23 protein-coding genes are annotated in these 23617 nt (G+C 72.0%); 9 read left to right on the forward strand and 14 right to left on the reverse strand.

Annotation, left to right across the window (positions count from 1 at the left end; all coding sequences use genetic code 11):
- Positions 1 to 8 precede the first annotated feature (8 nt).
- The 3 genes from ACH4T9_RS25630 to ACH4T9_RS25640 form a co-directional block, all read right to left on the reverse strand.
- The gene (locus ACH4T9_RS25630) at positions 9 to 1046 is read right to left on the reverse strand and encodes an aminotransferase class V-fold PLP-dependent enzyme (protein ID WP_396673895.1); all 1038 of its coding nucleotides are present in this window, start codon (positions 1044 to 1046) and stop codon (positions 9 to 11) included.
- Positions 1047 to 1386: 340 nt separating this feature from the next.
- On the reverse strand, positions 1387 to 2181 hold the full coding sequence (locus tag ACH4T9_RS25635) for an RNA polymerase sigma factor (RefSeq protein ID WP_396673896.1): 795 nt from the start codon (positions 2179 to 2181) through the stop codon (positions 1387 to 1389).
- A gap of 44 nt (positions 2182 to 2225) precedes the next feature.
- Positions 2226 to 2360 (reverse strand): hypothetical protein, encoded by a 135-nt coding sequence (locus ACH4T9_RS25640; protein ID WP_396673897.1) that lies wholly within the window; start codon positions 2358 to 2360, stop codon positions 2226 to 2228.
- On the opposite strand from ACH4T9_RS25640, the gene ACH4T9_RS25645 reads away from it, so the two are divergent.
- Positions 2359 to 2637: a hypothetical protein gene (locus tag ACH4T9_RS25645; protein WP_396673898.1), complete on the forward strand. Its 279-nt coding sequence runs from the start codon at positions 2359 to 2361 to the stop codon at positions 2635 to 2637. The genes ACH4T9_RS25640 and ACH4T9_RS25645 overlap by 2 nt on opposite strands.
- Before the next feature lie 121 nt (positions 2638 to 2758).
- On the opposite strand, the gene dnaE is transcribed toward ACH4T9_RS25645, so the two are convergent.
- Positions 2759 to 6292: a DNA polymerase III subunit alpha gene (gene dnaE / locus ACH4T9_RS25650; RefSeq protein ID WP_396673899.1), complete on the reverse strand. Its 3534-nt coding sequence runs from the start codon at positions 6290 to 6292 to the stop codon at positions 2759 to 2761.
- 491 nt (positions 6293 to 6783) lie between these two features.
- Between dnaE and ACH4T9_RS25655 the strand changes: the two genes are divergently transcribed.
- Genes ACH4T9_RS25655 through ACH4T9_RS25665 form a run of 3 tightly spaced genes read left to right on the forward strand, consistent with a single transcriptional unit; the run spans position 6784 to position 8449 of the window.
- Entirely contained in the window at positions 6784 to 7170 is a 387-nt protein-coding gene (locus ACH4T9_RS25655) for a hypothetical protein (protein WP_396686862.1), read from the forward strand.
- Complete coding sequence (locus tag ACH4T9_RS25660; RefSeq protein ID WP_396673900.1) at positions 7164 to 7505, forward strand: PadR family transcriptional regulator; 342 nt, start codon at positions 7164 to 7166, stop codon at positions 7503 to 7505. The genes ACH4T9_RS25655 and ACH4T9_RS25660 overlap by 7 nt, the downstream gene beginning before the upstream one ends.
- The gene (locus ACH4T9_RS25665; protein ID WP_396673901.1) at positions 7502 to 8449 is read left to right on the forward strand and encodes a permease prefix domain 1-containing protein; all 948 of its coding nucleotides are present in this window, start codon (positions 7502 to 7504) and stop codon (positions 8447 to 8449) included. The genes ACH4T9_RS25660 and ACH4T9_RS25665 overlap by 4 nt, the downstream gene beginning before the upstream one ends.
- 107 nt (positions 8450 to 8556) lie before the next feature.
- On the opposite strand, the gene ACH4T9_RS25670 is transcribed toward ACH4T9_RS25665, so the two are convergent.
- Both ACH4T9_RS25670 and ACH4T9_RS25675 read right to left on the reverse strand, forming a co-directional pair.
- Positions 8557 to 9180 (reverse strand): DUF402 domain-containing protein, encoded by a 624-nt coding sequence (locus ACH4T9_RS25670; protein ID WP_396673902.1) that lies wholly within the window; start codon positions 9178 to 9180, stop codon positions 8557 to 8559.
- Between the two features lie 3 nt (positions 9181 to 9183).
- Entirely contained in the window at positions 9184 to 9933 is a 750-nt protein-coding gene (locus tag ACH4T9_RS25675) for a YebC/PmpR family DNA-binding transcriptional regulator (protein ID WP_396673903.1), read from the reverse strand.
- Positions 9934 to 10406: 473 nt separating this feature from the next.
- Here ACH4T9_RS25675 and ACH4T9_RS25680 point away from each other — a divergent pair, with 473 nt between their 5' ends.
- The 3 genes from ACH4T9_RS25680 to ACH4T9_RS25690 are packed head-to-tail and all read left to right on the forward strand — an operon-like array spanning position 10407 to position 13241.
- The gene (locus ACH4T9_RS25680) at positions 10407 to 11333 is read left to right on the forward strand and encodes a hypothetical protein (protein ID WP_396673904.1); all 927 of its coding nucleotides are present in this window, start codon (positions 10407 to 10409) and stop codon (positions 11331 to 11333) included.
- Positions 11330 to 11869: a hypothetical protein gene (locus tag ACH4T9_RS25685; RefSeq protein ID WP_396673905.1), complete on the forward strand. Its 540-nt coding sequence runs from the start codon at positions 11330 to 11332 to the stop codon at positions 11867 to 11869. Before ACH4T9_RS25680 ends, ACH4T9_RS25685 begins: the two co-directional genes overlap by 4 nt.
- Positions 11870 to 11879: 10 nt before the next feature.
- Positions 11880 to 13241, forward strand: a complete 1362-nt coding sequence (locus ACH4T9_RS25690; RefSeq protein WP_396673906.1) for a type IV secretory system conjugative DNA transfer family protein — start codon at positions 11880 to 11882, stop codon at positions 13239 to 13241.
- Between the two features lie 98 nt (positions 13242 to 13339).
- On the opposite strand, the gene pdxT is transcribed toward ACH4T9_RS25690, so the two are convergent.
- The 6 genes from pdxT to pgsA form a co-directional block, all read right to left on the reverse strand.
- Positions 13340 to 13945: a pyridoxal 5'-phosphate synthase glutaminase subunit PdxT gene (gene pdxT / locus ACH4T9_RS25695; protein ID WP_396673907.1), complete on the reverse strand. Its 606-nt coding sequence runs from the start codon at positions 13943 to 13945 to the stop codon at positions 13340 to 13342.
- A gap of 74 nt (positions 13946 to 14019) precedes the next feature.
- Positions 14020 to 14937 carry a pyridoxal 5'-phosphate synthase lyase subunit PdxS gene (pdxS, locus tag ACH4T9_RS25700; protein WP_396673908.1) on the reverse strand — a complete coding sequence of 306 codons (918 nt, stop codon included), beginning with the start codon at positions 14935 to 14937 and terminating at the stop codon, positions 14020 to 14022.
- A gap of 162 nt (positions 14938 to 15099) precedes the next feature.
- A complete protein-coding gene (locus tag ACH4T9_RS25705) occupies positions 15100 to 15600 on the reverse strand; it encodes a hypothetical protein (protein ID WP_396673909.1) in 501 nt (166 codons plus the stop codon).
- A gap of 82 nt (positions 15601 to 15682) precedes the next feature.
- On the reverse strand, positions 15683 to 16843 hold the full coding sequence (locus ACH4T9_RS25710; RefSeq protein ID WP_396673910.1) for a glycosyltransferase family 4 protein: 1161 nt from the start codon (positions 16841 to 16843) through the stop codon (positions 15683 to 15685).
- Positions 16844 to 16859: 16 nt separating this feature from the next.
- Positions 16860 to 17810, reverse strand: coding sequence for a phosphatidylinositol mannoside acyltransferase (locus ACH4T9_RS25715; RefSeq protein ID WP_396673911.1), 951 nt, complete (start codon positions 17808 to 17810; stop codon positions 16860 to 16862).
- Positions 17807 to 18439, reverse strand: coding sequence for a phosphatidylinositol phosphate synthase (gene pgsA / locus ACH4T9_RS25720; RefSeq protein ID WP_396673912.1), 633 nt, complete (start codon positions 18437 to 18439; stop codon positions 17807 to 17809). The genes ACH4T9_RS25715 and pgsA overlap by 4 nt, the downstream gene beginning before the upstream one ends.
- A 251-nt stretch (positions 18440 to 18690) precedes the next feature.
- Here pgsA and ACH4T9_RS25725 point away from each other — a divergent pair, with 251 nt between their 5' ends.
- A complete protein-coding gene (locus ACH4T9_RS25725; protein ID WP_396673913.1) occupies positions 18691 to 20853 on the forward strand; it encodes an elongation factor G-like protein EF-G2 in 2163 nt (720 codons plus the stop codon).
- Positions 20854 to 21000: 147 nt separating this feature from the next.
- Here the strand turns inward: ACH4T9_RS25725 and ACH4T9_RS25730 are convergent, their stop codons facing one another.
- The gene (locus tag ACH4T9_RS25730; RefSeq protein ID WP_396673914.1) at positions 21001 to 22059 is read right to left on the reverse strand and encodes an aldo/keto reductase; all 1059 of its coding nucleotides are present in this window, start codon (positions 22057 to 22059) and stop codon (positions 21001 to 21003) included.
- Positions 22060 to 22132: 73 nt separating this feature from the next.
- Positions 22133 to 22645, reverse strand: coding sequence for an HIT family protein (locus ACH4T9_RS25735; RefSeq protein ID WP_396674066.1), 513 nt, complete (start codon positions 22643 to 22645; stop codon positions 22133 to 22135).
- 221 nt (positions 22646 to 22866) lie between these two features.
- Here ACH4T9_RS25735 and ACH4T9_RS25740 point away from each other — a divergent pair, with 221 nt between their 5' ends.
- Positions 22867 to 23604: a D-Ala-D-Ala carboxypeptidase family metallohydrolase gene (locus ACH4T9_RS25740; protein ID WP_396673915.1), complete on the forward strand. Its 738-nt coding sequence runs from the start codon at positions 22867 to 22869 to the stop codon at positions 23602 to 23604.
- Positions 23605 to 23617 lie beyond the last annotated feature (13 nt).

Consider the following 23617-nt stretch of genomic DNA (forward strand, 5'->3'; position numbering starts at 1 on the left):
GCCCCGGTTCAGCCGGTGAGCGCGTCCAGCGCGAGGTCGACGTCGTCCTCGGTCGAGTAGACATGGAACGACGCCCGGACCCGGCCAGCGCGGACCGCCGCCCGGACGCCGGCCCGCTCCAGCCGCTCCGCCGCGCCGGGCACCTCCACGGTGACGATCGCGCTGTCCCCCGCCGGCCGGCCCAGGCCGGCGAGGAACCGGTTGGCCAGCGCGACGTCGTGCGCGTGCACGGCCGGCACGCCGATCTCCGCGACCAGTTCCAGGGCCGGGGCCGTGCCGACCCAGCTGAACCAGGCCGGCGAGATGTCAAACCGGCGGGCGTCGTCGGCCAGGCGCAGCGGCGGGCCGTAGTAGGAGGCGTACGGGTCGGCCCCCGCGTACCAGCAGGCAGCGTCGGGACGCATCCGCTCGCGCAGCGCGGGCGCGAGGTAGGCGAACGCCGAGCCGCGAGGAGCCATCAGCCACTTGTACGCCCCGACCACGACCACGTCGGCGAGGCTCGCGTCGAACGGCAGCCAGCCGCACGCCTGGGTGGCGTCGACGGCGACGAGCGCGCCGTGCGCCCGGGCCGCCGCGACGATCTCGTCGTACGCGGCGACCGCGCCGTCGGCCGACTGCACCAGGCTGAACGCGACCAGGTCGGTGTCGGCATCGATCGCGTCGATCAGCCCCGCCAGCGGCACGGTGCGCGCCCGGACGCCCCGCTCGGCCTGCGCCAGCCACGGGAAGAGGTTGGAGGTGAACTCGACCTCCGGCGCCACGACGGTCGCACCGGCGGGCAGCGCGGCGGCGACCGGGGCCAGCAGCTGGGAGACCGTGCTGCCGACCGTGACATCGGTGACCGGCACCCCGACCATGCCGGCGAAGGCGGCCCGGGACCGCTCGGTCGCCTCGCCCCAGACCTCCCAGGAGGTCCGCCCCACCCGCCAGTCGGCCAACGCCCCCTGCACCGCGTCCCACGCGGGCTCGGGCGGTAGCCCGTAGCTAGCGGTGTTCAGCCAACCCGGCTGCGGCTGCCACAACCTCTGCGCCTGTGTGATCTCCACCCCGCCGACGCTAGTCACCCGCGCCGCGTACCGGGATGGCCAATCCCGCGCCCGCGGCCTGAAGGACCGGCGGGGTGCGTTCGGGCCGCCGCGCGCAGGGCGTGCAGACCTCGCCGCGCCTCGTCGAGACCGCGGTCGAGTTCCCCGGAGGCGATCTCGCGCAGCGAATGCCGCGCACGGAGGAGCCGCACCACCTCCAGGCCGGCCAGGCAGCCGCACCGGTGCGGCAGGTCGCCCGATGGGCGCTGTCGCACATGAGGGCGGCGGCAGGACGCAGTCGAGCGGATCGCCGTCGCCGGGCCGGCCCAACGGTGTCGAGCTGCCCCGCCGATGGGCAGTGTCAGTCGAGGCGGTCGGCGCGGCGAAGCAGGTGCCGCCGCTCGACCTGGTTGCCCGTCAGGGTGGCCGCCTCGCGGTACAGCGTCGCCGCGCCGACCGCGTCGCCGGTCATCTCGCGCAGGTGGGCGCGCACCGCGCGTTCCCGTTGCCGGGTCAGCGGTTCCTGGTCCAGCCGGAAGCGCCGGTTGAGGGCGTCGAGCAGGGAAAGCCCTCGGGCCGGACCGTACGCCCTGGCCACCGCCACCGCCCGACTCAGCCGTACCGGCGCGGTCGGGTTCAGCCGTTCGAGCCACAGGTACAGCGCCGCGATCTGTGGCCAGTCGGTGCTCTCCGGCGACGCGGCGACGGCGTGCACGGCCGCGATCGCCGCCTGCAACTGGTACGGGCCCACCTCGCGCCGACTCCAGACACTGTCGATCAGCTCGGTGCCCTCGCGGATCAGGTCGGGATTCCACCGCGTCCGGTCCTGCTCGTCCAACGGCACCAACTCGTCGTCGCGGCCGGTACGGGCGGCACGCCGCGACTCGGTGAGCAGCATCAGCGCGAGCAGTCCGGTGACCTCGGCGTCGTCCGGCATGCAGTCGCGGAGCATCCGGGTCAGCCGGATCGCCTCGCGGGTCAGGTCGACGCGGGCGAGTTCGGCACCGGCGGAGGCCGTGTAGCCCTCGTTGAACACGAGGTAGAGCACCTGCGCCACGGCGTCCATCCGACTGTGCCGGTCGGCGTCGGTCGGCGGGGTGAAGCGGGCACCGGCGCGGGCCAGTTGCTGTTTGGCGCGACTGATCCGGGTGCCCATCGTGGCTTCGGACGTCCCGTGGGCGTGCGCGATCTCGGCGGTCGTCAGTCCCCCACCGCGCGCAGCGTGAGGGCCACCTGGGAGGTGCTGCTCAGCGCCGGATGGCAGCAGAGCAGCAGCAGGGTGAGGCTGTCGTCGGTCTCCGGCGGAGGGCACGCCCGGCGGACCGGTTCCCCCATGGTCGGCCAGCCCGTCACCGGCTTGGAGGTGATCGGCAACCTGCGCCCGTTCGGTGAGCCGGCGAGCGCGGATGTGGTGTCACGGTTCTACGACTCCACCGGCAACACCCTCGACTACGTCTACGAGCTGACCGGCGACACGCTGACCATCTGGGGTGGCGCGAAGGGCAGTCCGGCGTACTACCGGGGCACGTTCAGCGCCGACGGCACGACGGTCGCCGGCGAGTGGGTCTACCCCGGCGGGGGCGGCTACCCGTCGGCCATGACCCGGGTCTGACCTCGGGCCGCCCCGTCGGCCGGGAACAGCGCACGGCTCCGGGAGGAGACCCCGCGCCCCGGCCGGCGGGGCGGTATCGCCGTGCACCCGTCGCGGCGTGGCGGGCTGGCGGGCGGCGGGGTCAGGTGACGTTGGCCGGGCCGAGGACGCTCTTCAGGTCGCCCATCAGCGCGGTGGTGGCGGCGACCCGGAACGGCCCGAGCCGCAGGGTGGTGGTCTTGCCGCCGTTGAGCAGTTTCACGTGCACCTCGGTGTCGCCGGGGTGCAGCACCAGCGTCTCCTTGAGCCGCTCCACCAGCGGGGGCGTGCACCGGTGCACCGGGATGGTCAGGGTGACCGGCTTGCTGCCCGGGCTGCTGCTGACGTCGGGCAGCTGCATGTCCATCGCCATCATGCGCGGGGTGTCGTCGCGGCGGTCCACCCGCCCCTTGACCACCACGATGGCGTCCTCGGCGATGTACTGGCCGATCACCTCGTACGTGTTCGGGAAGAACAGCGTCTCGACGCCGCCGGCGAGGTCCTCGAGGGTGGCCGAGGCCCAGGCCCGGCCCTGCTTGGTGACCCGGCGCTGCACGCCGGAGAGGATGCCGGCGAGGGTGACCACCGCGCCGTCGGGAACGGTGCCCTCCTCGGACAGTGAGGCGATGGTGCAGTCGGCCGCGGCGTTGAGCACGTGCTCCAGGCCGAACAGCGGGTGGTCGGAGACGTACAGGCCGAGCATCTCCCGCTCGAAGGCCAGCTTGTCCCGCTTGTCCCACTCGCTGTCGCCGATGGTCGGCATGACCGTCGTGCTGCCGGTGGCCTCGGCGTCGCCGAAGCCGGCGCCGAACAGGTCGTACTGGCCGACGGCCTCCTTGCGCTTGACGTCGGCGTACGCGTCGATGGCGTCGGCGTGCACGGCGAGCAGGCCCCGGCGGGGGTGGCCCATCACGTCGAACGCGCCGGCCTTGATCAGCGATTCGATGGTCTTCTTGTTGCAGACCACCGCGTCGACCTTGGACAGGAAGTCGTAGAAGTCGGCGTACTCGCCTTTCTCCTGGCGGCAGCGCATGATCGAGGCGACGACGTTCGCGCCGACGTTGCGGATGGCGGCGAGGCCGAACCTGATGTCCTTGCCGACGGGGGTGAACGGCCCGGCGGAGGTGTTCACGTCGGGCGGCAGGACCTGGATGCCCATCCGCCGGCACTCCGCCAGATAGAGCGCCATCTTGTCCTTGTCGTCGCCGACGGAGGTGAGCAGCCCGGCCATGTACTCGGCCGGGTAGTGCGCCTTCAGGTACGCCGTCCAGTAGGAGACCAGGCCGTACGCTGCGGAGTGGGCCTTGTTGAAGGCGTACCCGGCGAACGGGACCAGCACGTCCCACACGGCCTGGATGGCCTCGTCGGAGTAGCCGCGTTCGCGGCAGCCGTCCCGGAACGGGACGAACTCCTTGTCGAGGATCTCCTTCTTCTTCTTGCCCATCGCCCGGCGCAACAGGTCGGCCTGGCCGAGGGTGTAGCCGGCCAGGATCTGCGCGGCGCGCTGCACCTGCTCCTGATAGACGATCAGGCCGTGGGTGGGGGCGAGAATCTCCCGCAGCGGCTCCTCCAGCTGCGGGTGGATCGGGGTGATCTCCTGGAGGCCGTTCTTGCGCAACGCGTAGTTGGTGTGCGAGTCGACGCCCATCGGGCCGGGCCGGTAGAGCGCCAGGACGGCGGAGATGTCCTCGAAGTTGTCCGGCTTCATCAGCCGCAGCAGCGAGCGCATCGGCCCGCCGTCGAGCTGGAACACGCCGAGGGTGTCGCCCCGGGCCAGCAGCTCGTACGCGGGCTTGTCGTCCAGGTCCAGGCCCAGCAGGTCGAGTTCCTTGCCGTGGTTGAGCTGGATGTTCTTGACCGCGTCGTCGATGATCGTCAGGTTGCGCAGGCCGAGGAAGTCCATCTTCAACAGCCCGAGCGACTCGCACGTCGGGTAGTCGAACTGGGTGATGATGGCCCCGTCGGCGTCCCGGCGCGTCAGCGGGATGTGCTCGATGATCGGCTCGGCGGACATGATCACGCCGGCGGCGTGCACGCCGGTCTGCCGGATCAGCCCCTCGATGCCCTTCGCGGTGTCGATCACCTTGCGCACGTCCGGGTCCGACTCGTACAGGCCACGGATCTCCCCGGCCTCGGCGTAGCGGGGGTGCTTCGGGTCGAAGATGCCGGTGAGCGGGATGTCCTTGCCCATCACCGCCGGGGGCATCGCCTTGGTGATCCGGTCGCCGACCGCGTACGGGAAGCCCAGCACCCGGGCCGAGTCCTTGATCGCGGCCTTCGCCTTGATCGTGCCGAAGGTGGCGATCTGGGCGACCTTGTCCTCGCCCCACTTGTCGGTGACGTACTTGATCACCTCGCCGCGCCGACGCTCGTCGAAGTCGATGTCGACGTCCGGCATCGAGACGCGCTCGGGGTTGAGGAACCGCTCGAAGATCAGCCCGTGCTGGATCGGGTCCAGGTCGGTGATGCCCAGCGCGTACGCGACGAGGGAGCCGGCGGCCGAGCCACGGCCCGGGCCCACCGCGATGCCCTGGCTCTTCGCCCACTGGATGAAGTCGGCGACCACGAGGAAGTACGACGGGAAGCCCATCTGGATGATGACGCCCAGCTCGTACTCCGCCTGGACGACGTGGCCCTCGGGGATGCCGCCGGGGTAGCGGCGGGCCAGCCCGGCGAAGGTCTCCTTGCGGAACCAGGACTCCTCGGTCTCCCCCTCCGGGACGGGGAACCGCGGCATCAGGTTGTGGAACTCGAACATCCCGGTCGGGTCGACCTTCTCGGCGACCAGCAGGGTGTTGCGGCAGCCCTCCAACCACAGCTCGGAGGAGTCCACCGCGCGCATCTGGTCGGCGGACTTGATGAAGTAGCCGCCGCCCTCGAAGCGGAACCGGTTCGGGTCGGCGATGTTGCTGCCGGTCTGCACGCAGAGCAGGACGTCGTGCGCCTCGGCCTGGGCCTCGTGGGTGTAGTGCGAGTCGTTGGTGACCACCGGCGGGATGCCGAGCTTCTTCCCGATCTCGGTGAGCCCCTCACGGACCCGCTGCTCGATGCTCAGCCCGTGGTCCATCAGCTCCAGGAAGTAGTTCTCCTTGCCGAAGATGTCCTGGTACGCGGAGGCGACCTTGAGCGCCTCGTCGAACTGGCCGAGCCGCAGCCGGGTCTGCACCGCGCCGGAGGGGCAGCCGGTGGTGGCCATGATCCCCTCGGCGTGCTCGGAGATCAGTTCCATGTCCATCCGGGGCCACTTGACGTAGTGACCCTCCATGGAGGCGCGCGAGTTGAGCGTGAACAGGTTGTGCAGGCCGGTCTTGTTGGCCGCCCACATCGTCTTGTGGGTGATCGCGCCGTTGCCGGAGATGTCGTCGCTCTTCTGCTCCGGCCGGCCCCACTTCACCCGCGCCTTGTGGTACCGCGACTCCGGCGCGACGTACGCCTCGACGCCCAGGACCGGGGTGATCCCGGCGGCCATCGCCTGCTTGTAGAAGTCGTTCGCGCCGTGCATGTTGCCGTGGTCGGTCATCGCCACCGCCGACATGCCCAGCCGGTTGGCCTCGGCGAACAGGTCCTTGAGCCGGGCCGCACCGTCGAGCATCGAGTACTCGGTGTGCACATGCAGATGCGCGAACGAATCAGCCATGCGTGACGCCCCCCGGCGATGTGGATCTTGATGGTCGGAGCCGACCGGCACCCACCCTACCGAGGTGATCTCGCCGGCTCCACCGTCCGCGCCGAGGGTCGTGGCCCGCGTCTCCTCCACAGCCTGATGGCGCCCGAACCACACCTGCGCCTCGGCCAGAGCACTCACCACGAGCCAACCTGACCGGCCAGGCGATTCGCTATGCGTTCCCGCCCGCCACACACGCAATGCCATGATCAAGCCTTGCTCCCGGCGGCCCACCGCTTAGCATCGAGCGCCACGCATGTCCCCCAAGCGTCGACGCGCTACGCGAACTCCAACACGGCGCGTCAGTGATCAAATACCAGGCCGACCGCAGCAACTTCGCCCAGCAGCCCGAACACCTCCGACGCGCCAGCGACAATGGCCAGACCCCGCCAAGCGCCCCCGCAGCAGCCGACTGACCACGCGCGTCGCCGGGTCGAAGCTGTGCTCGCAGCCGGTCTTCTTTAATGGTCGCTCCGACGTTCTTCGTCGACGGCTTGCCCCTGGTGCCCGGACCCGGCTTCTTCGTCGGCTTCGGCGCAGGCTTCGGGTTGAGCGCGGTGGTCTCGTCCTGGGTGGTGCAGTTCACCAGGCACCGGTCGGAGTTGGTGAACTCCATCCGCGCCGGCGCGTTCTGCACATACGGGCTGGTCGTCGCCGCAACCCGCGCCGCCGGACGGCTTGTGCGCACGGGCCCGGACCGCTCCTCCAGCCAGGTGGAGCAGGTCGGCCCGGACCAGGTCTGCGGTGGTGGTCAGGTCCGCCATCCTTGGCCCGGACGAGCCTCGGCCGGGAACAACGATGTGCCAGGCGACAATAGTGTGTGGCATACAGTATGGTGTGAGGCATGGTGAGCGACGACATCCTGCGGACCCATCTACAGGAGCTGCGCCGGGGGACGGTGGTGGTGGCGAGCCTGGTCGCGCTGCGCCAGCCGGGCTACGGCTACGCGCTGCTCCAGCGGCTCGCCGACCACGGCTTCCCCGTGGACGCCAACACGCTCTACCCCCTGCTGCGCCGACTGGAGGAGCAGGGGCTGCTGACCAGCGAGTGGAACACCGAGGAGCGCCGGCCGCGGAAGTTCTACCAGACCAGTGACGACGGCGAGACGGTGCTGCGACTGCTACTGACCGACCTCTCCGCCGTGCAGAAATCCCTCACGAGCCTGATCGAAGGAGTGGACCGATGAGTTCGCTGACCGACCGCTATCTCGCCGCCACCCTGCGCGCGGTGCCCGCCCCCCGGCGGGAGGAGATCGCCACCGAGCTGCGCGGCTCGATCGAGGACATGATCGAGGGTCGGACGGAGGCCGGGCGGGACGCCGCCACCGCCGAGCGCGAGGTGCTCAACGAGCTCGGCAACCCCGACCGGCTCGCCGCCCGGTACGCCGACCGCCGGTTGCAGCTCATCGGCCCCACCTACTACCTGCACTGGCAGCGGCTGCTGCGGCTGCTGCTCACCTTCGTCCCGGCGCTGGTGGGCACGATGGTCGGGGTGGTCAAGGCAGCCACCGGGGAGGACCCGGCCCCCGCGATCGGCTCCGGGTTCGCCACCGCCTTCGAGGTCGCGATCCAGGTCACGTTCTGGGTGACCCTGACCTTCGCGATCATCGAGCGCGCCGACCCGTCGCTGAAGCTGCCGGCGTGGACGGTCGACCAACTGCCCGAGGTGCCGGCGAAGCAGGACATGGCCCTGACCGACATCGCCGCGTCCGTCGCCCTGTTGCTGTTCACCGCGGCCTTCCTGCCCTGGCAGCACTTCTGGTCGTGGGCGCGGCAGATCGACGGCGAGCGCATCCCGCTGCTCGACCCGGCGCTGTGGCGGTCGTGGCTGCCGGTGCTGATGGCCGTGCTGCTGGCCGGTGTGGTCTTCGAACTGGTCAAGTACCGCGTCGGGCGCTGGACCTGGCCGCTGGTCGCGGTGAAGGCCGCGCTGGACCTGGCGTTCTCGGTGCCCGTGGTCTGGCTGCTGGCGGACGACCGGCTGCTCAACCCGGACCTGGTCGAGCGCTTCGTCTGGCTCCAGGACGAGGGCAACCGGCAGTCGATCACCGTCATCGCGATCATCACGACGGTGGTGATCCTGGTCTGGGACCTGATCGACTCCGGCGTCAAGGCCCGGCGCGCGGGCTGACCGCCCCCGCCGCCCGGCCCGGCACGTCGTCACCGGGCGTGTCGGGCCGGCGCAACGAATCAGAGCGGGGGCTCGTAGCGGTGGGCCGGAGGACCGCGCGGCCGGGTTCAGCAGGGGACGGTGTCCCACCCGGCGGGCAGCGTCGGCACCGGCCAGGCCGGGTCGGGACGCCACCGCGCCCACGCCGGATCCCACCAGCGCTCCCCCGCGTCGAGCAGGGCCGCGATCCGGTCGCCCTCCGCGCGGATGGTCGCCGCCATGCCCGGATAGCGCCCCTCGACGAGGCGCTGGGCGAACATCTCGACGTCCTTGAACTCGTACCGGTCGGCGTCCGCCGCCCACCACAGGTCCAGCTCGTGGTCGAGGGTGTCCACCCCGATCGGGGTGCGCCGCAGCGGGTCCTGGAGGTTGAAGTACCAGCCGGCGAACGACTGCCCCGGTTCGGCCCAGAACACGTCGACGGAGTGTGCCTCGCCGGGGCGGTGCAGCATCAGCTTGCCGGGCCCGCGCCACGCGCGCTGCCCGGCGACCTGCCAGGGGTGCCGCCCGCAGGGGAAGCTCCCGCGCTCGGGGAAGCCGAACTCGGCCCCGGTGGGCAGGTAGAGGGCGAGCAGGTCCGGCGAGTCCCGCACGCAGACGGTCGGGGCGGCGAACCAGACCTCGCCGCGCAGGATCTCGCGCCGGACGACCACGTCGCCCGGCGCGAACCGCCGGTCCCGCCCGGTCGCCACGGCTCAGCCGACCGCGGCCATCACCTCGTCGGAGATGTCGAAGTTCGCGTAGACGTTCTGCACGTCGTCGCAGTCCTCCAGGACGTCGATCAGCTTGAAGACCTTGCGAGCGCCCTCCTCGTCCAGCGGCACGTTCATGCTGGGGATGAGGGAGGACTCGGCCGACTCGTAATCGATGCCGACGTCCTGCAGGGCGGTGCGCACGGCGATCAGGTCGGTCGGCTCGGAGACCACCTCGTACGCCTCGCCGAGGTCGTTGACCTCCTCCGCCCCGGCATCGAGGACCGCCATCATCACGTCGTCCTCGGTGGTGCCGGCCTTGGGCACGATCACCACGCCCTTGCGGGAGAACATGTAGGACACCGACCCGGCGTCGGCGAGCGATCCGCCGTTGCGGGTCAACGCGGTGCGCACCTCGGTCGCGGCCCGGTTGCGGTTGTCCGTGAGGCACTCGATGAGCATCGCCACGCCGTTCGGGCCGTACCCCTCGTACATGATCGTCTGCCAGTCGGCGCCGCCGGCCTCCAGGCCGGAGCCGCGCTTGACCGCCCGGTCGATGTTGTCGTTGGGTACGGAGCTCTTCTTCGCCTTCTGGATGGCGTCGTAGAGGGTGGGGTTGCCGGCCGGGTCGCCGCCGCCGATGCGGGCCGCGACCTCGACGTTCTTGATCAGCTTGGCGAACATCTTGCCGCGCTTGGCGTCGATCACGGCCTTCTTGTGCTTGGTGGTCGCCCACTTTGAGTGGCCGGACATCTGCTACCTCCGTCTGTTGATCACGCCTGCGTCGACTGCCCGCGCCAACTCCACACCGCCACCGGGCACCGCATGCCACCGGCCGGACCGGGCGGGCCCGCGTGGAGGGCTGCGACAGGCGGCGGCCCTGCCGAACCGCCGGTAATCCTACCGAGGCCGCACCTGACGGCGTCACACCCGCCACCGCGACCGGCCCCACCGCGTCCGGCGGGCCCGGCGCAGCGGTGACGGGCATCCGACACTCGCGCGGCCCCCACCCGGAAGGCCACCTGAGGACCACGCCGCGACGGTACGCCGCACCGCGCTACCGCACCCCCGCTGGCCTGCCGATTCCCGACCTCCCGACCGGATCGTCCGCCGAACGGCCAGCCGAACCCGACAACGGGTCGCTTCCCGCAACCTTCTCCACCCCTGCAATTGCGGCGCACCGATCGATAACCTGCGTTCGCCGTGCACCCGGACCGGGAGGGCCTGTGCTCGAAACCTTCGACGAATTCACCACCGGACTGACGATGATCGGCGCCGACGGGGTGGACGCCCTGAACGGTTTCTCCCTTATCGTCGAACTGCCCGCAGCGCACGACCTGCAGTTGCCCGACGCGCTGAAACGCGTCGTGGGCGCCCGCCTCTACCGCGCGGTGGCCGAGGTTCTGGAGGCCTCCGAACTGTACGAGGTCGACACCCTGCGGCTCGACTGGTCCGACGGCAACATCGGCGTGGTCTACAAGGAACCCTCGTTCGGTTTCCGCATTGCCATCCATCGGGATCTACGGATCACCCTCAGCCGCTCCGGATCGTCACTGCGGCTGTTCCACAACTGGTACCGGCTCCTGATGCCGTACCTCCAGGGCCTGGTGTCCCGGATCGCCATCGACCTGACCGAGGTGCTGGACTCGGACTTCGACCTGCAACCGCTGCGGGCCGGCTACCGCTTCTCGCTGATCGTCTACGACTTCATCCCGGTGCGCGCGCAGAAACCGGTGAGCAGCCACGAGCTGATCGGCCCGCTGCTCGCCCGCCGTCCCGACGAGGACGGCCGGTTCCGTCCCGTGCTCGCCGGCCGGGACGCCGCCAGTTCGCTGCGCACCGGCCGACTGGACCTCAAGATATCCAACTTCCGGGAGGCCGCCCCCGGCGTGCACCTGCGCGAGATCTACGACATCCAGGCACCGGGCAACCAGGGCTACCGGGGCATCTGGCTCGACTTCCACTGCATCGCGGAAACCATCGACGGGGACGACTCGGAACCCGGCTCCCGGCTGGCGCCCCGCCCGGACTTCCTGCTGGAGAACTACGAGGTCCCCTATCGCGACTTCTTCCGCGACCGGGTGGTCAAGGGTTTCATGGCCGACTTCTTCAAGGACTGGAACTTCTCCTGCGCGGTCGGGGCGATGCCGTGACCCAGGACACCGTCAACCTCCTCCAGGTCGTCGGGCTGGGGGTCACCCTGACGTTCAGCGTCGTCGCACTGGCACTCTCCTGGCAGAACAACCGGGCCTCCGCGCAGGAGGCCCGAATCGCCGGCCAGCAGTTGGAGACCTCGGTGGTGCCGGTGGCGATGATCCAGGACTCCCGGCTGACCTGGCGCAGTCAGGATCTGATCGTGCTCTCCGTCCGGCTCCGCAATGTCGGGGCCGGCCCGATGCTCGGCCTGCACATCGCCGGGATAAGGCTCGACCGGGCCGCGCTGCGCTTCACCGAGCTGGCCGGTCCCAAGGCCGACGTGGTGCAGCCGGCGACCGACGTCGAGCAGCGGTTGCGGTTCACCCAACCGCCGCACATCCCCGAACAGGGCTCCCTGGTGGTGGAGGTCCGCTACTTCGACGTCCTCGGCCACCAGCACGACAAGTCCCTCAACCTGATCGTCTCGGCAGGCTCGGGCAGCGGCACCATGACCGGCTTCCTGCCCGCCCGGGTCACCCGCCGTCCCCGCTAGGAGGAGCCCCGTGTCGAAGCTGATCCTCGGGCGTGCCGCGGTCCGCCACCTCGAACCGGAGCCACAGGTCAAGAGCCGCTTCGCCCAGCGCCGGCCGAGCGTCACCAGTGCGCGGATCCGGCAGGGCGTCGGTGAGGAGCACATCGTCGAGGACGCCGCGCTGGGCGCGGTGGTCGCCTCGGACGACGACAGCCACCTGATGACCGTCGCGCCCACCGGGGCCGGCAAGGGACGGGACGTGATCATCCCCAACCTGCTGACGTACGAGGGATCGGTCGTGGTGTTCGATCCCAAGGGCGAGAACTACGACGTCACGCACGAACACCGCCGATCCGTCCTCGGCAACGAGATCGTCCTGCTGGATCCGTTCGGGGCCAGTCACAGCGGCCGGGACGCGCGGGGCTCGTTGAACCCGTTCGACGTGTTCGACGTGTTGCGCCGCGACGACGACGCCGCCGAGGAGGCGGAGGACTTCGGCCGGGTGTTGTCCGACATCCTGATGGGTGGGGTGCGCTCGCTCACCGACCCGTTCTGGGACGAGATGGCCCAACTGCTGATCGCCGGGCTGACCGCTGACCTGATGACCGGCCAGCCCGACCGCCGCAACTCCCTGCACGAGCTGCGCGCCCAGTTGTTCGACACCGACCTGCGCTACCGGCTGGCGGCGGCGCTGGAGAACCGGGGCAAGCACATGCCGCCCGGCACCCGGCAGGAGTTCGAGATGCTGGTGAGCATGGACGCCGACAAGACCTTCTCCGGCATCCTGGCCACCGCGGCCCAGCAGTTGGCGCCGTTCAGCTCCCAACGCACGGTCGAGGCCACGGACACCACGAGCTTCCGCCTCACCGATCTGGTCGACCCGGCCCGGCGGATCTCGATCTACGTGGTGATCCCCCCGCACAAGCTGCGGACCCACCAGCGGCTGCTCCGCGCCTGGGTCGGCTGCCTGCTCTACTACGTGATGAACAGCCGGTCGATGAACCAGTCCCGGCTGCTCTTCCTCATCGACGAGGCGGCCCAGCTGGGCCGGTTCTCGCTGTTGCAGGACGCCATCACCCTGCTGCGCGGGTACGGGCTGCGGACCTGGACCTTCTGGCAGGACCTGGCCCAGCTCACCAGCCTCTACGACGTGGCGGGCGAGACAATGATCAACAACTCGGGGGTGTTGCAGGTCTTCGGACCGGCCAACTTCGGCGCCGCCCGCGACCTGTCCCATCGGCTCGGCTGCAACGTCGGTGAACTGCTGCAACTCTCGCCGGAGGAACAGGTGGTGGCCTTCAAGAGCGAGTGGCCGACCCGGATGACCAGGTTCAACCACCTCACCGACCCGGTGCTGCACGGCTGGGCGCGCCCCAACCCCCGGCACCACTGAGCGCGCGGCACCACCGCGGTCCGGCCCGCCGTACGCCAGCCGCCCTGCCCTACGAACCGGACGCCGCCCGCCGGAGTGCCGGCCCCCGGTACGCGGGGTCACGCCGCGGCGCGGACCAGGTCCACGAAGTAGCGGTGCAGGCGCAGGTCGCCGGTCAGCTCCGGGTGGAAGGAGGTGGCCAGCAGGTTGCCCTGCCGAACCGCGACGATCCGGTCCGCGGCGGGACTGTCGGTGACCCGGCCCAGCACCTCGACGTCCGGGCCCACCCGCTCGACCCAGGGTGCCCGGATGAAGACCGCGTGGAACGGCTCGCCCCCGACCCCGGCGATCTCCACCGGCGCCTCGAACGAGTCGACCTGCCGGCCGAACGCGTTGCGCCGCACCGTCATCTCGATTCCGGCGAAGCCGCGCTGGTCGGGGCGACCGTCGAGCACCTCCGTGGCCAGCATGATCATGCCGGCGCAGGAGCCGTAGACCGGCATCCCGGCGACGATCCGCTTGTCGATCGGCTCCCGCATCTCGAAGATGTCGACGAGCTTGCTGATCGTGGTGGACTCGCCCCCGGGGATGACCAGCCCGTCGACCGCGTCCAGCTCGCCCGGGCGGCGGACTGGGCGGGCATCCGCCCCGACCCCGGCCAGCGCGCCCACGTGCTCGCGGACGTCACCCTGCAGGGCGAGCACACCGATGACCGGTGCCGTCACGTTCACTCCTCTCGGGTGTCAGAAAGAGGGCCCCTGCTCCGCCTGAGGCAGGGAGCAGGGGCCCTCCTCTCACGTCACCAGCCGCGCTCGGCCAGGCGGTGCGGCTGCGGGATCTCGTCGACGCTGATGCCGACCATCGCCTCGCCGAGGCCCCGGGAGACCTTGGCCAGCACGTCCGGGTCGTCGTGGAAGGTGGTGGCCTTGACGATCGCGGCGGCCCGCTGGGCCGGATTGCCGGACTTGAAGATGCCGGAGCCGACGAAGACACCCTCGGCGCCGAGCTGCATCATCATCGCGGCGTCGGCCGGGGTGGCGATGCCGCCGGCGGTGAACAGCACCACCGGGAGCTTGCCGGTCTCGGCGACCTCCTTGACCAGCTCGTACGGGGCCTGGAGCTCCTTGGCCGCGACGAACAGCTCGTCGGCCGGCAGCGAGCTGAGCCGGGCGATCTCCTGACGGATCTTGCGCATGTGCATGGTGGCGTTGGAGACGTCACCGGTGCCGGCCTCGCCCTTGGAGCGGATCATGGCCGCGCCCTCGGTGATCCGGCGCAGCGCCTCGCCCAGGTTGGTCGCTCCGCACACGAAGGGGACAGTGAACGCCCACTTGTCGATGTGGTTGGCGTAGTCGGCCGGGGTGAGCACCTCGGACTCGTCGACGTAGTCCACGCCGAGCGACTGGAGGATCCGGGCCTCGACGAAGTGGCCGATCCGGGCCTTGGCCATCACGGGGATCGAGACGGCGTTGATGATGCTGTCGATCATGTCGGGGTCGCTCATCCGGGACACCCCGCCCTGGGCGCGGATGTCGGCGGGCACCCGCTCCAGGGCCATCACCGCGACAGCTCCGGCGTCCTCGGCGATCTTGGCCTGCTCGGCGGTGACCACGTCCATGATCACGCCGCCCTTGAGCATCTCGGCCATGCCGCGCTTGACGCGGGCGGTGCCGACGACGGGGGTGGCGCTGGCGTTCGGGGAGATGGTTTCGGGCACGGGTTATCGCTCCTCGGCGTGCTCGGGGGGTGGCTCAGCTGAATGCTACGACGGGGTCAACGCCGGTCCGACAGCCAATCAGACCCCGGGTGGCCTGCTCTGTGGCCGTCATCACCCCGGCCCGGCCGCTGGTCGACGGGCCCGGACTGCGGCAGACGCCGCTCAGGCGGGCACGTCGGCGGGGAGCGCGAGGGTCGGGTCGTCGATGTCGAAGTAGCGCGGCCACGGGTGCCGGCGGCCCATCCGCAACAGCCGCACCAACCGCCGGCCCCGCGCCGCGCGGGCGTCCCGGACCAGGTCGGTGTGCACCTGACGGGCCAGGGCGAGCCGCCGGCTCGCGGCGATCACCGCCTCGCAGTCCGGGTCGGCCGGGTCCAGCCGCACCGCCCGCAGCTGCCGGGTTAGGTCGTTCTCCGCAGCCTCCCGCTCCTCCGGCTCGGCGTCCAACGCGATCCGGGCCGCCGCGTACAGCTCCACGCCGTAGCGCCGCTCGGCCAGCACCGCGGCGGCGGCCGCCCGGCGCAGCAGGTGCGCCTCCAGTGCCCGGGCCGCCGACTCCGCGCGCAGGCGCAGCCGCTCGACCCGGCCGACGGTCCAGGTCAGGTACGCCGCGAGCAGCCCCACGACGAGAATCCCGCCCAACCACCACCACATGCCCGGCATCGTAGTGCTGCTCCGTTCGCCTCCGGCCGGGGCGCGACCCGCCCCGACACCTGCGTCCCACCGGCACTTCCGGTCACGGCGGTCAGCCCAGCCCCGCCCACTCCTGGTCGATCACCCGCCCGTCGGTCGCCTCGATCGCCGCCGCGTACACCTCCAGCACCCGGCGGGCGACGACCGGCCAGTCGAAGTGCGCCACCACCTGGTCCCCGCACGCGGTCAGCGCGGCCCGCCGCGCCGGGTCGTCCAGCAGCCCGGCCAGGGCCGCCCGCAGCGCCACCGCGTCCCCGGTGGGGAAGAGCAGCCCGGCCCGGCCGCCGTCGAGCACCCGGCGGAACGCGTCCAGGTCGCTGGCCACCACCGTGGTGCCGGCGGCGAGGGCCTCGGTGAGGATCATCCCAAACGACTCCCCGCCGGTGTTCGGGGCCACGTAGAGGTGGACGCTGCGCAGCATGCGCGCCTTGTCCTCCTCGGAGACCAGGCCGAGGAAGGTGACCCGGTCGCGCAGCTCGGCGGGGAACTGGTCGAACAGGTCGTCCGGATCGCCCGGCCCGGCAACCAGCAGCCGCAGTCCCGGGCGGGAGCGGGCCAGCTCGACGAACGCGTCGCACAGGATCGGGAAGCCCTTGCGGGCCTCGGTGAACCGGCCGAGGAAGCCGAGCGTGCCGCCCTCGGCCAGGTCGCACTCCCCCGGCCAGCCGGGCAGCGGTGTCGCGTGGCTGAACTTGGCCACGGTGACCCCGTTGGGGATCTCCACCGCGCCGCCGTCCATGTGCTCGACCTGCACCTTGCGCGCCAGGGCGCTGACCGCGATCCGGGCGGTGATCCGCTCCAGCACGATCTGCAGCAGGCCCTGCGCGGCGGCGAGCACCCGGGACCGGGTCATCGCGGTGTGGAAGGTGGCCACCACCGGCCCCTTCGCGGAGAGCACGGCGAGCATCGACAGGCTCAGCGTCAGCGGCTCGTGCACGTGCAGCACGTCGAAGTCGCCCCGGGCGATCCACCGCCGGACCCGGGTGGTGGAGACCGGGCCGAACGCGATCCGGGCCACCGACCCGTTGTACGGCAGCGGCACGGCCCGGCCCGCCGACACCACGTACGGCGGGAGCGGGGAGTCCTCGTCGGCGGGGGCGAGGACGCTCACCTCGTGCCCGAGCCAGATCAGCGCCTCGGCCAGGTCCATCACGTGGTTCTGCACCCCGCCGGGCACGTCGAAGGAGTACGGGCACACGATGCCGATCCGCATGTGAGCGCCCTCCGCCTCAGACCGTTCCGGTGGCGGCCGGCGGCGTGGAGACGGGTCGGGGACCGCCGTCGCCGGTGCCGCGCTGGTCCAGCCACATCCGTTGCAACATGTGCCAGTCTTCCGGATGCCGGGCGATGCCCGCCGCCAGTCCGTCGGCAATCCGCTGGGTCAGCGCCCGGACCCGCTGGTCCAGCGGCCCGCCGTCCTCGCCGGGCACGGGCAGCGGACCCTCGATCGAGGCGCACGCCGCGTCCGGTTCGTACCACAATGAGGCGACGTAGAGCGGTGCCCCGGTGCGCAGCGCCAGCAGCGCCGGGCCGGCCGGCAGCCGGGTCCGCGCGCCGAAGAAGTCGACCTCGATCCCCCGGGCGGAAAGGTCCCGGTCGGCCAGCAGCGGCACCACCGCGCCGGCGCGCAGCCGGTCCACCAGCACGTCGAACGCGGGCCGCTCGCCGCCGTGGGTGGGCAGGATCTCCATGCCCAGCCCCCGCCGAAAGGCGAGGAACCGCTGGTAGATGCCCTCGGGCTTGAGCCGCTCGGCGACCGTGGTGATCGGCCAGCCGGTGGCCGCCACCCAGGCCCCGGCGGCGTCCCAGTTGCCGGCGTGCGGCAGCGCCACCACCGCGCCCCGGCCGGCAGCCACGTCGGCGGCGAGCCGGTCGACCCCCTCGGGGGCGAGTCGGAACCCGGCGAGGATCTGTTCCCGGCTCAGCGCCGGCAGCCGGAACGCCTCCATCCAGTACCGGGCGTAGGAGCGCAGGCCGCGCCGGAGCAGGTCGTCCAGCTCCGCCTCGGGCAGCTCGGGGCCGACCACCCGGCGCAGGTTGGCGCGCAGTCGGGCCGTACCCCCGCCGCCGGAGCGGTGGGCGCGGTCGGCGCCCGCCCGGAAGGCCGCAGCCACCACGGGCCGGGGAAGCGCGCGGACCAGACGCCAGCCGGCGACGTAGCCGAGCTCGGTCAGGTTCACCCCTGCGACCCGTCCGGGGCTGCCTCGCGGGCCTGCCGGTACACGTGGGCGATCCGCTGGCCCACGGTCAAGATCGAGACGGCGGCCAGCAGCCAGAGCGCGATCTGCAGGGCGTGCGGCACGCCGAAGCCGGTGAGCAGGCCGCCCACGCCGACGATGAGCAGCCGCTCGGTCCGCTCGGCGATGCCCACGTTGCAGGTCATCCCGAGCCCTTCGGCGCGGGCCTTGACGTAGGAGACCAGGCCGCCGGCGGCCAGGCAGAGCAGCGCGGCGGCGACCCCGGCGTGGTCGCCCTCGGTGGCCAGCCAGTACGCGACCGCGCCGAAGACGGCGCTGTCGGCGACCCGGTCCATGCTCGAGTCGAGGAACGCCCCGAATCTCGTCGAGCCACCGCTCATCCGGGCCATCGTCCCGTCGAGCAGGTCGGTCAGCGCGAAGAACGTCACGATGAGGGCGCCGGCTACCAGATGGCCGCGGGCGCCGAAGCCGAGCGCACCGGCCAGCACCCCGAGGGTGCCGGTGACGGTGACAGCATTGGGGGACACGCCTGCGCGGAGCAGGCCGCGCGCGATCGGCTCAACGACACGGGTCATCCCCGCCCGGACCGACACTTGGAAGATCTTCGCCATGGCGGTCCCACGATAACGGCCGGCCCCCGGCGGGGGCACGCCACGGTCACCGACCCGCCCGGGGAAGTCTTGTGCCGGCCCCCCGAGGGGTGTGAGATCGAGCCTGAGGGTGAGCCAGCTCACCCGACCGACCGTCCCGTACCCGCCGCACGGCAGATCACCGGAGGATGGCGCCGCAGAGCTTCCGCACCGGGCCGCTTCCCCGTCGCGCGGCGGTCGCCACCAACCACCGGCTGAGGGAGGTGCGCCCCATGGCGCAGAGGAATCAGGACAAGGGGGTCACCGGCGGCGTGCCGGTGGTGACCGATCCCGCCAGTATTCGCAACGTGGTGCTCGTCGGGCACTCCGGGGCGGGCAAGACGACCCTGGTCGAGGCCCTGCTCGCGGCGACCGACACGATCGGGCGGGCCGGCACGGTCACCGACGGCACCACGGTCTGCGACCACGACCCGGCCGCCGTGCGCCAACAGCGCTCGGTGAGCCTGGCCTGCGCCCCGCTGGTGCACGACGGCGTCAAGATCAACCTGTTGGACACCCCGGGGTACGCCGACTTCGTCGGCGAGCTGCGCGCCGGCCTGCGGGCCGCCGACGCCGCGCTGTTCGTGGTCTCCGCCGTCGACGGGATGGACGCCGCCACCGCCACGCTCTGGGAGGAGTGCGCCGCGGTGGGCATGCCCCGGGCGGTCGCGGTGACCCGGCTGGACCACCCCCGCGCGGACTTCGACGAGGCCGTGGCGCTGTGCCAGCGGGTCTTCGGCGACAACGTGGTCCCCCTGCACCTGACGATGCTCGGCGACGACGGCGAGTCCGTCGTCGGACTGCTCAACCTGGTCACCCGCCGGGTCTTCGACTACACCGCCGGGCTGCCGGCCCAGGTGCGCGAGCCCGACCCGGAGCACCTGCCGGCGATCGCCGAGTCCCGCAACGAGCTGATCGAGGGGATCATCGCCGAGAGCGAGGACGAGTCCCTGATGGACCGCTACCTCGCCGGCGAGGAGATCGACACGCAGGTGCTGGTCGCCGACCTGGAGAAGGCGGTCGCCCGGGGGCACTTCCACCCGGTGGTGCCGGTCTGCGCGGCGACCGGCGTCGGGCTGGACGTACTGCTCGACGGCCTCGTATCGGCATTCCCGTCGCCGCTGGAGCACGAGTTGCCCGCCGTCACCGGCGTGGACGGCTCCCCCCGGCCGCCGCTGACCTGCGACCCGGACGGCCCGCTCGTCGCCGAGGTGGTCCGCACGACGGTGGACCGGCACGTCGGCCGGGTCTCCCTGGTCCGGGTCTTCTCCGGCACCCTGCGCCCCGACCGGACGATGCACGTCGCCGGCCATGGCCTGGCCGAGCGGGGGCACCCCGACCACGACGCGGACGAGCGGGTCGGGCACCTCCACACGCCGCTGGGGGCGACCCTGCGCGAGGTGCCGGTCTGCGTGGCCGGCGACATCTGCGCGATCACCAAGTCGGGCAGCGCGGAGACCGGCGACACGCTCTCCGCCAAGGACGACCCGCTGCTGGTGGCCCCGTGGGAGATGCCCGAGCCGCTGCTGCCGGTGGCGGTCGCCGCGCGCAGCCGGGCCGACGAGGACACCCTGTCCCGCAACCTGGCTCGGCTGGTCGCCGGAGACCCGACGCTGCGACTGGAACGCAACCCGGAGACCCATCAGCTCGTCCTGTGGTGCATGGGCGAGGCACACGCCGACGTGGTGCTCGACCGGCTGCGCGGTGGCGGCGTCGAGCTGGACACCGAGCCGGTCCGGGTGGCGCTGCGGGAGACCCTCGCCGCCCCGGCCACCGGGCACGGCCGGCACGTCAAGCAGTCCGGCGGCCACGGCCAGTACGCCGTCTGCGACATCGAGGTGGAGCCGCTGCCCCGGGGGGCCGGCTTCGAGTTCGTCGACCGGGTGGTCGGCGGGGCGGTGCCGCACAACTACGTCCCGTCGGTGGAGAAGGGCGTGCGGGCCCAGCTGGAGCGCGGCCTGGTCGCCGGGTACCCGGTGGTGGACCTGCGGGTGACCCTCGTCGACGGCAAGGCGCACAGCGTCGACTCCTCCGACGCGGCGTTCCAGACCGCCGGGGCGCTGGCGCTGCGCCACGCCGCCGAGAAGGGCCAGCCGACCCTGCTGGAGCCGGTGGACGAGGTGGCCGTCCGGGTGCCGGACCACACCGTCGGGGCGGTGCTGGGCGACCTCTCCGGCCGGCGCGGCCGGGTGCTCGGCACCGAGCCGGACCCGGACGCCGACGGCCGCACCGTGGTCCGGGCCGAGGTCCCGGCCGTCGAGCTGCTCCGGTACGCGATCGAACTGCGCGCCCTGACCTCCGGCACCGGCACCTTCCGCCGCCACTTCACCCGCCACGACCCGATGCCCACCCACCTGTCCGACCAGACCCGCAACGAGCACCCCCCCACCCCCTGACCCCACCCCGCACCCCGCCCCCCGCACCCGCGATCTTGCAGTTACGGCCCCGGCAAATGGCGCAAAAGCCTCGTTCCGGGGGCCACAACTGCAAGATCGACGGGGCTGGGTGGGGTGCGGGAGGGCGAGGGCGGGAGGGGTGGGGGGTCAGGGGCGGGCGGAGGGGGTGGGGGGCATGGGCCAGCGGGGGCGGTCGGCGGAGCGGAGGGCGGCTGCGCGGAGGGCCGCCAGTTGGCGTTCCACCTCGGCGAAGTGGTCGGGGGCGAGCGGGCCGAGGGCCAGTGCGGCGGCGTTCTCCTCGACCTGGGCGACGGTGCGGCAGCCAGGGATCGGGACAGCTCGGTCGCTGCGCGCCCAGATCCAGCCCAGCGCGCCCTGGGCCAGGGTGCGCCCGTCGGCGGTGAGCGCCGCCCGGACCGCCCCGACCCGGCGCAGCCACTCCGGGGCGGGTCGGCCGCTGCGGAACCACTCCAGCCAGTTCGCCGTGGCCCCCCGCACGTCGTCGCGGGGCAGCGTGGAGCCGGCGCCGTACTTGCCGGTGAGCAGGCCCATCCCCAGCGGACTGCGGTTGACGCTGGCCAGGTCGTACTTGTCGCAGACGGCGAGCAACTCGGGGGCGTCACGCAGCACCGACAGGGTGTGTTGCACGGCGGTGGCGTGCCGGGCGCCCTGCCCGAGCCGGGTGGCCCGGTCGACCCGGTCGGTGCTCCACCCGTACGCCCGGACCAGGCCGTCGGCGACGAGGTCCTCGCAGACGCCGAGCAGCGCCTCGGCCCTCGGCGCCGGCAGGTCGCCCAGGTGCAGCTGGTAGAGGTCGATGCGGTCGGTGTCCAGCCGGCGCAGGGAGTCGGTGACCGCCCGGCGCAGGTACTCCGGCGAGGGGTCCTCCCCGGTGGCCTGGCGGGCGTCCTCGTCGAACGTGTAGCCCCACTTGGTGGCGATCACGGCCTCGTCGCGCCGGCCGGCGAGGGCCCGGCCGAGGACCCGCTCGCCGTGCCCGGCCCCGTACGTGTCGGCGGTGTCGAAGAGGGTGACCCCGAGATCGAGCGCGCGGCGCACCGCGCGGACGGACTCGTCGTCGTCGACCGCGCCCCAGCCCAGCGGCTGGACGCCCTCGGCCCAGGGACCACCGATCGCCCAGCACCCCATGCCGAGGGCGCTGACCTCGATGCCGCTGCGACCCAATGTCCGTGTCGTCACTGCCATCGCCAGATCGTGCCACCCCGGGCCCGGTCGAGGGCAGCGGGTTGGCCGAAAGGAGGCGGACGACTACGTAGGGTCAGCTCGGCCAGGCGCGGGTGAACAGCTCGCGGGTGTCGGTGAGCAACTGCGGCAGGACCTTGGTCCGCCCGATCACCGGCATGAAGTTGGCGTCGCCGCCCCAGCGGGGCACCACGTGCTGGTGCAGGTGCGCGGCGATCCCGGCACCGGCCACCCCGCCCTGGTTCATGCCCAGGTTGAACCCGTGCGCGTTGCTGACCGCGCGCACCACCCGCATCGCGGTCTGGGTGAACGCCGCCAGCTCGGCGGTCTCCGGCAGGGCCAGCTCGGTGTAGTCGGCCACGTGCCGGTAGGGGCAGACCAGCAGGTGCCCCGGGTTGTAGGGGTAGAGGTTGAGCACCGCGAACACGTGCTCGCCCCGGGCCACCACCAGGCTCTCCTCCGGCGGCAGCCCCGGCGCGCGGCAGAACGGGCAGCCGGCGGGCTTCTCGTACCCACCCTCGGGCCGGTCTCCACCGGAGACGTAGGCCATCCGGTGCGGAGTCCAGAGTCGCTCCAACCCGTCGGCCATGCCGCTGTCCCTGTGCCGTTCCTCCCCTGTCACGCCACCGATCCTACGTTCCCGCCCGGCGCCGCCCCAGTGCCGGAGTGGGGGATCCGCTCGGGGCTGCCTGGGGGTGCGATGGGGCCTCACCGGGACGAATAGGGGTGTGAAGGTTCTTGACGCAGAGATGACGGTGAATGAAACTTCCATTCCAATCGAAACTGATATTCGTCGATGGGAGTCACCCTGTGAAGACCGCATTCCGCCGGATCGGCAGAGTCCTTGCCGCCTGCGCGCTCGCCGCCGCCACCACCCTGGTGGGCCTGACCGTGACCACCGGTGCCGCGCAGGCCGACGGCTGCTACAACTGGGGCCGGACGCTCGTCCAGGGCTCGACCGGCGAGGACGTCCGCCAACTCCAGATCCGGATCGCCGGCTACCCCGGCTACAACTCGTCGATCGGCCTCGACGGCGTGTTCGGCCCGGCGACACGCGCGGCGCTGATCCGCTTCCAGCAGGCGTACGGCCTGTCGGCCGACGGCGCCGCCGGCCCGCAGACCTTCGCCAAGCTGTACGCGCTCCAGGACGACGACTGCACGCCGATCAACTTCACCTACGCCGAGCTGAACCGGTGCAACAGCACCTGGGCCGGCGGGGCGGTCGCGGCGAGCACCGCCAAGTTCAACGCGCTCGTCTCGATGTGGAAGCTCCAGGCCATGCGGCACGCCCTCGGGGACGTGTCCATCCAAATCAGCAGCGGCTTCCGCAGCGTCGCCTGCAACAACGCGGTCGGCGGGGCGTCCAACAGCCGGCACATGTACGGCGACGGGGTGGACCTGGTCGGTTCCCCGTCGTTCTGCCGGATGGCCCAGCAGGCCCGCTACCACGGTTTCGGGAACATCCTCGGCCCCGGCTACCCGGGCCACAGCACCCACACGCACGTCGGGGCCGTCGGGGGCTGGTCGGCGTCGAGCTGCGGCATCTGAACCTGATCACCCG

Source organism: Micromonospora sp. NPDC020750, assembly GCF_044334565.1.
Classification (GTDB): Bacteria; Actinomycetota; Actinomycetes; order Mycobacteriales; family Micromonosporaceae; genus Micromonospora.

Bases quoted from the DNA above. Each gene is read 5' to 3' on its own strand.
- ACH4T9_RS25735 (WP_396674066.1), bottom strand. From the start codon at position 22,645: ATGGCCGACGGGTTGGAGCGACTCTGGACTCCGCACCGGATGGCCTAC.
- ACH4T9_RS25730 (WP_396673914.1), bottom strand. From the start codon at position 22,059: ATGGCAGTGACGACACGGACATTGGGTCGCAGCGGCATCGAGGTCAGC.
- ACH4T9_RS25635 (WP_396673896.1), bottom strand. From the start codon at position 2,181: ATGGGCACCCGGATCAGTCGCGCCAAACAGCAACTGGCCCGCGCCGGT.
- ACH4T9_RS25665 (WP_396673901.1), top strand. From the start codon at position 7,502: ATGAGTTCGCTGACCGACCGCTATCTCGCCGCCACCCTGCGCGCGGTG.
- ACH4T9_RS25675 (WP_396673903.1), bottom strand. From the start codon at position 9,933: ATGTCCGGCCACTCAAAGTGGGCGACCACCAAGCACAAGAAGGCCGTG.
- ACH4T9_RS25710 (WP_396673910.1), bottom strand. From the start codon at position 16,843: ATGCGGATCGGCATCGTGTGCCCGTACTCCTTCGACGTGCCCGGCGGG.
- ACH4T9_RS25640 (WP_396673897.1), bottom strand. From the start codon at position 2,360: ATGGGGGAACCGGTCCGCCGGGCGTGCCCTCCGCCGGAGACCGACGAC.
- ACH4T9_RS25725 (WP_396673913.1), top strand. From the start codon at position 18,691: ATGGCGCAGAGGAATCAGGACAAGGGGGTCACCGGCGGCGTGCCGGTG.
- pgsA (WP_396673912.1), bottom strand. From the start codon at position 18,439: ATGGCGAAGATCTTCCAAGTGTCGGTCCGGGCGGGGATGACCCGTGTC.
- ACH4T9_RS25660 (WP_396673900.1), top strand. From the start codon at position 7,164: ATGGTGAGCGACGACATCCTGCGGACCCATCTACAGGAGCTGCGCCGG.
- ACH4T9_RS25705 (WP_396673909.1), bottom strand. From the start codon at position 15,600: ATGCCGGGCATGTGGTGGTGGTTGGGCGGGATTCTCGTCGTGGGGCTG.
- ACH4T9_RS25655 (WP_396686862.1), top strand. From the start codon at position 6,784: ATGGTCGCTCCGACGTTCTTCGTCGACGGCTTGCCCCTGGTGCCCGGA.
- dnaE (WP_396673899.1), bottom strand. From the start codon at position 6,292: ATGGCTGATTCGTTCGCGCATCTGCATGTGCACACCGAGTACTCGATG.
- ACH4T9_RS25645 (WP_396673898.1), top strand. From the start codon at position 2,359: ATGGTCGGCCAGCCCGTCACCGGCTTGGAGGTGATCGGCAACCTGCGC.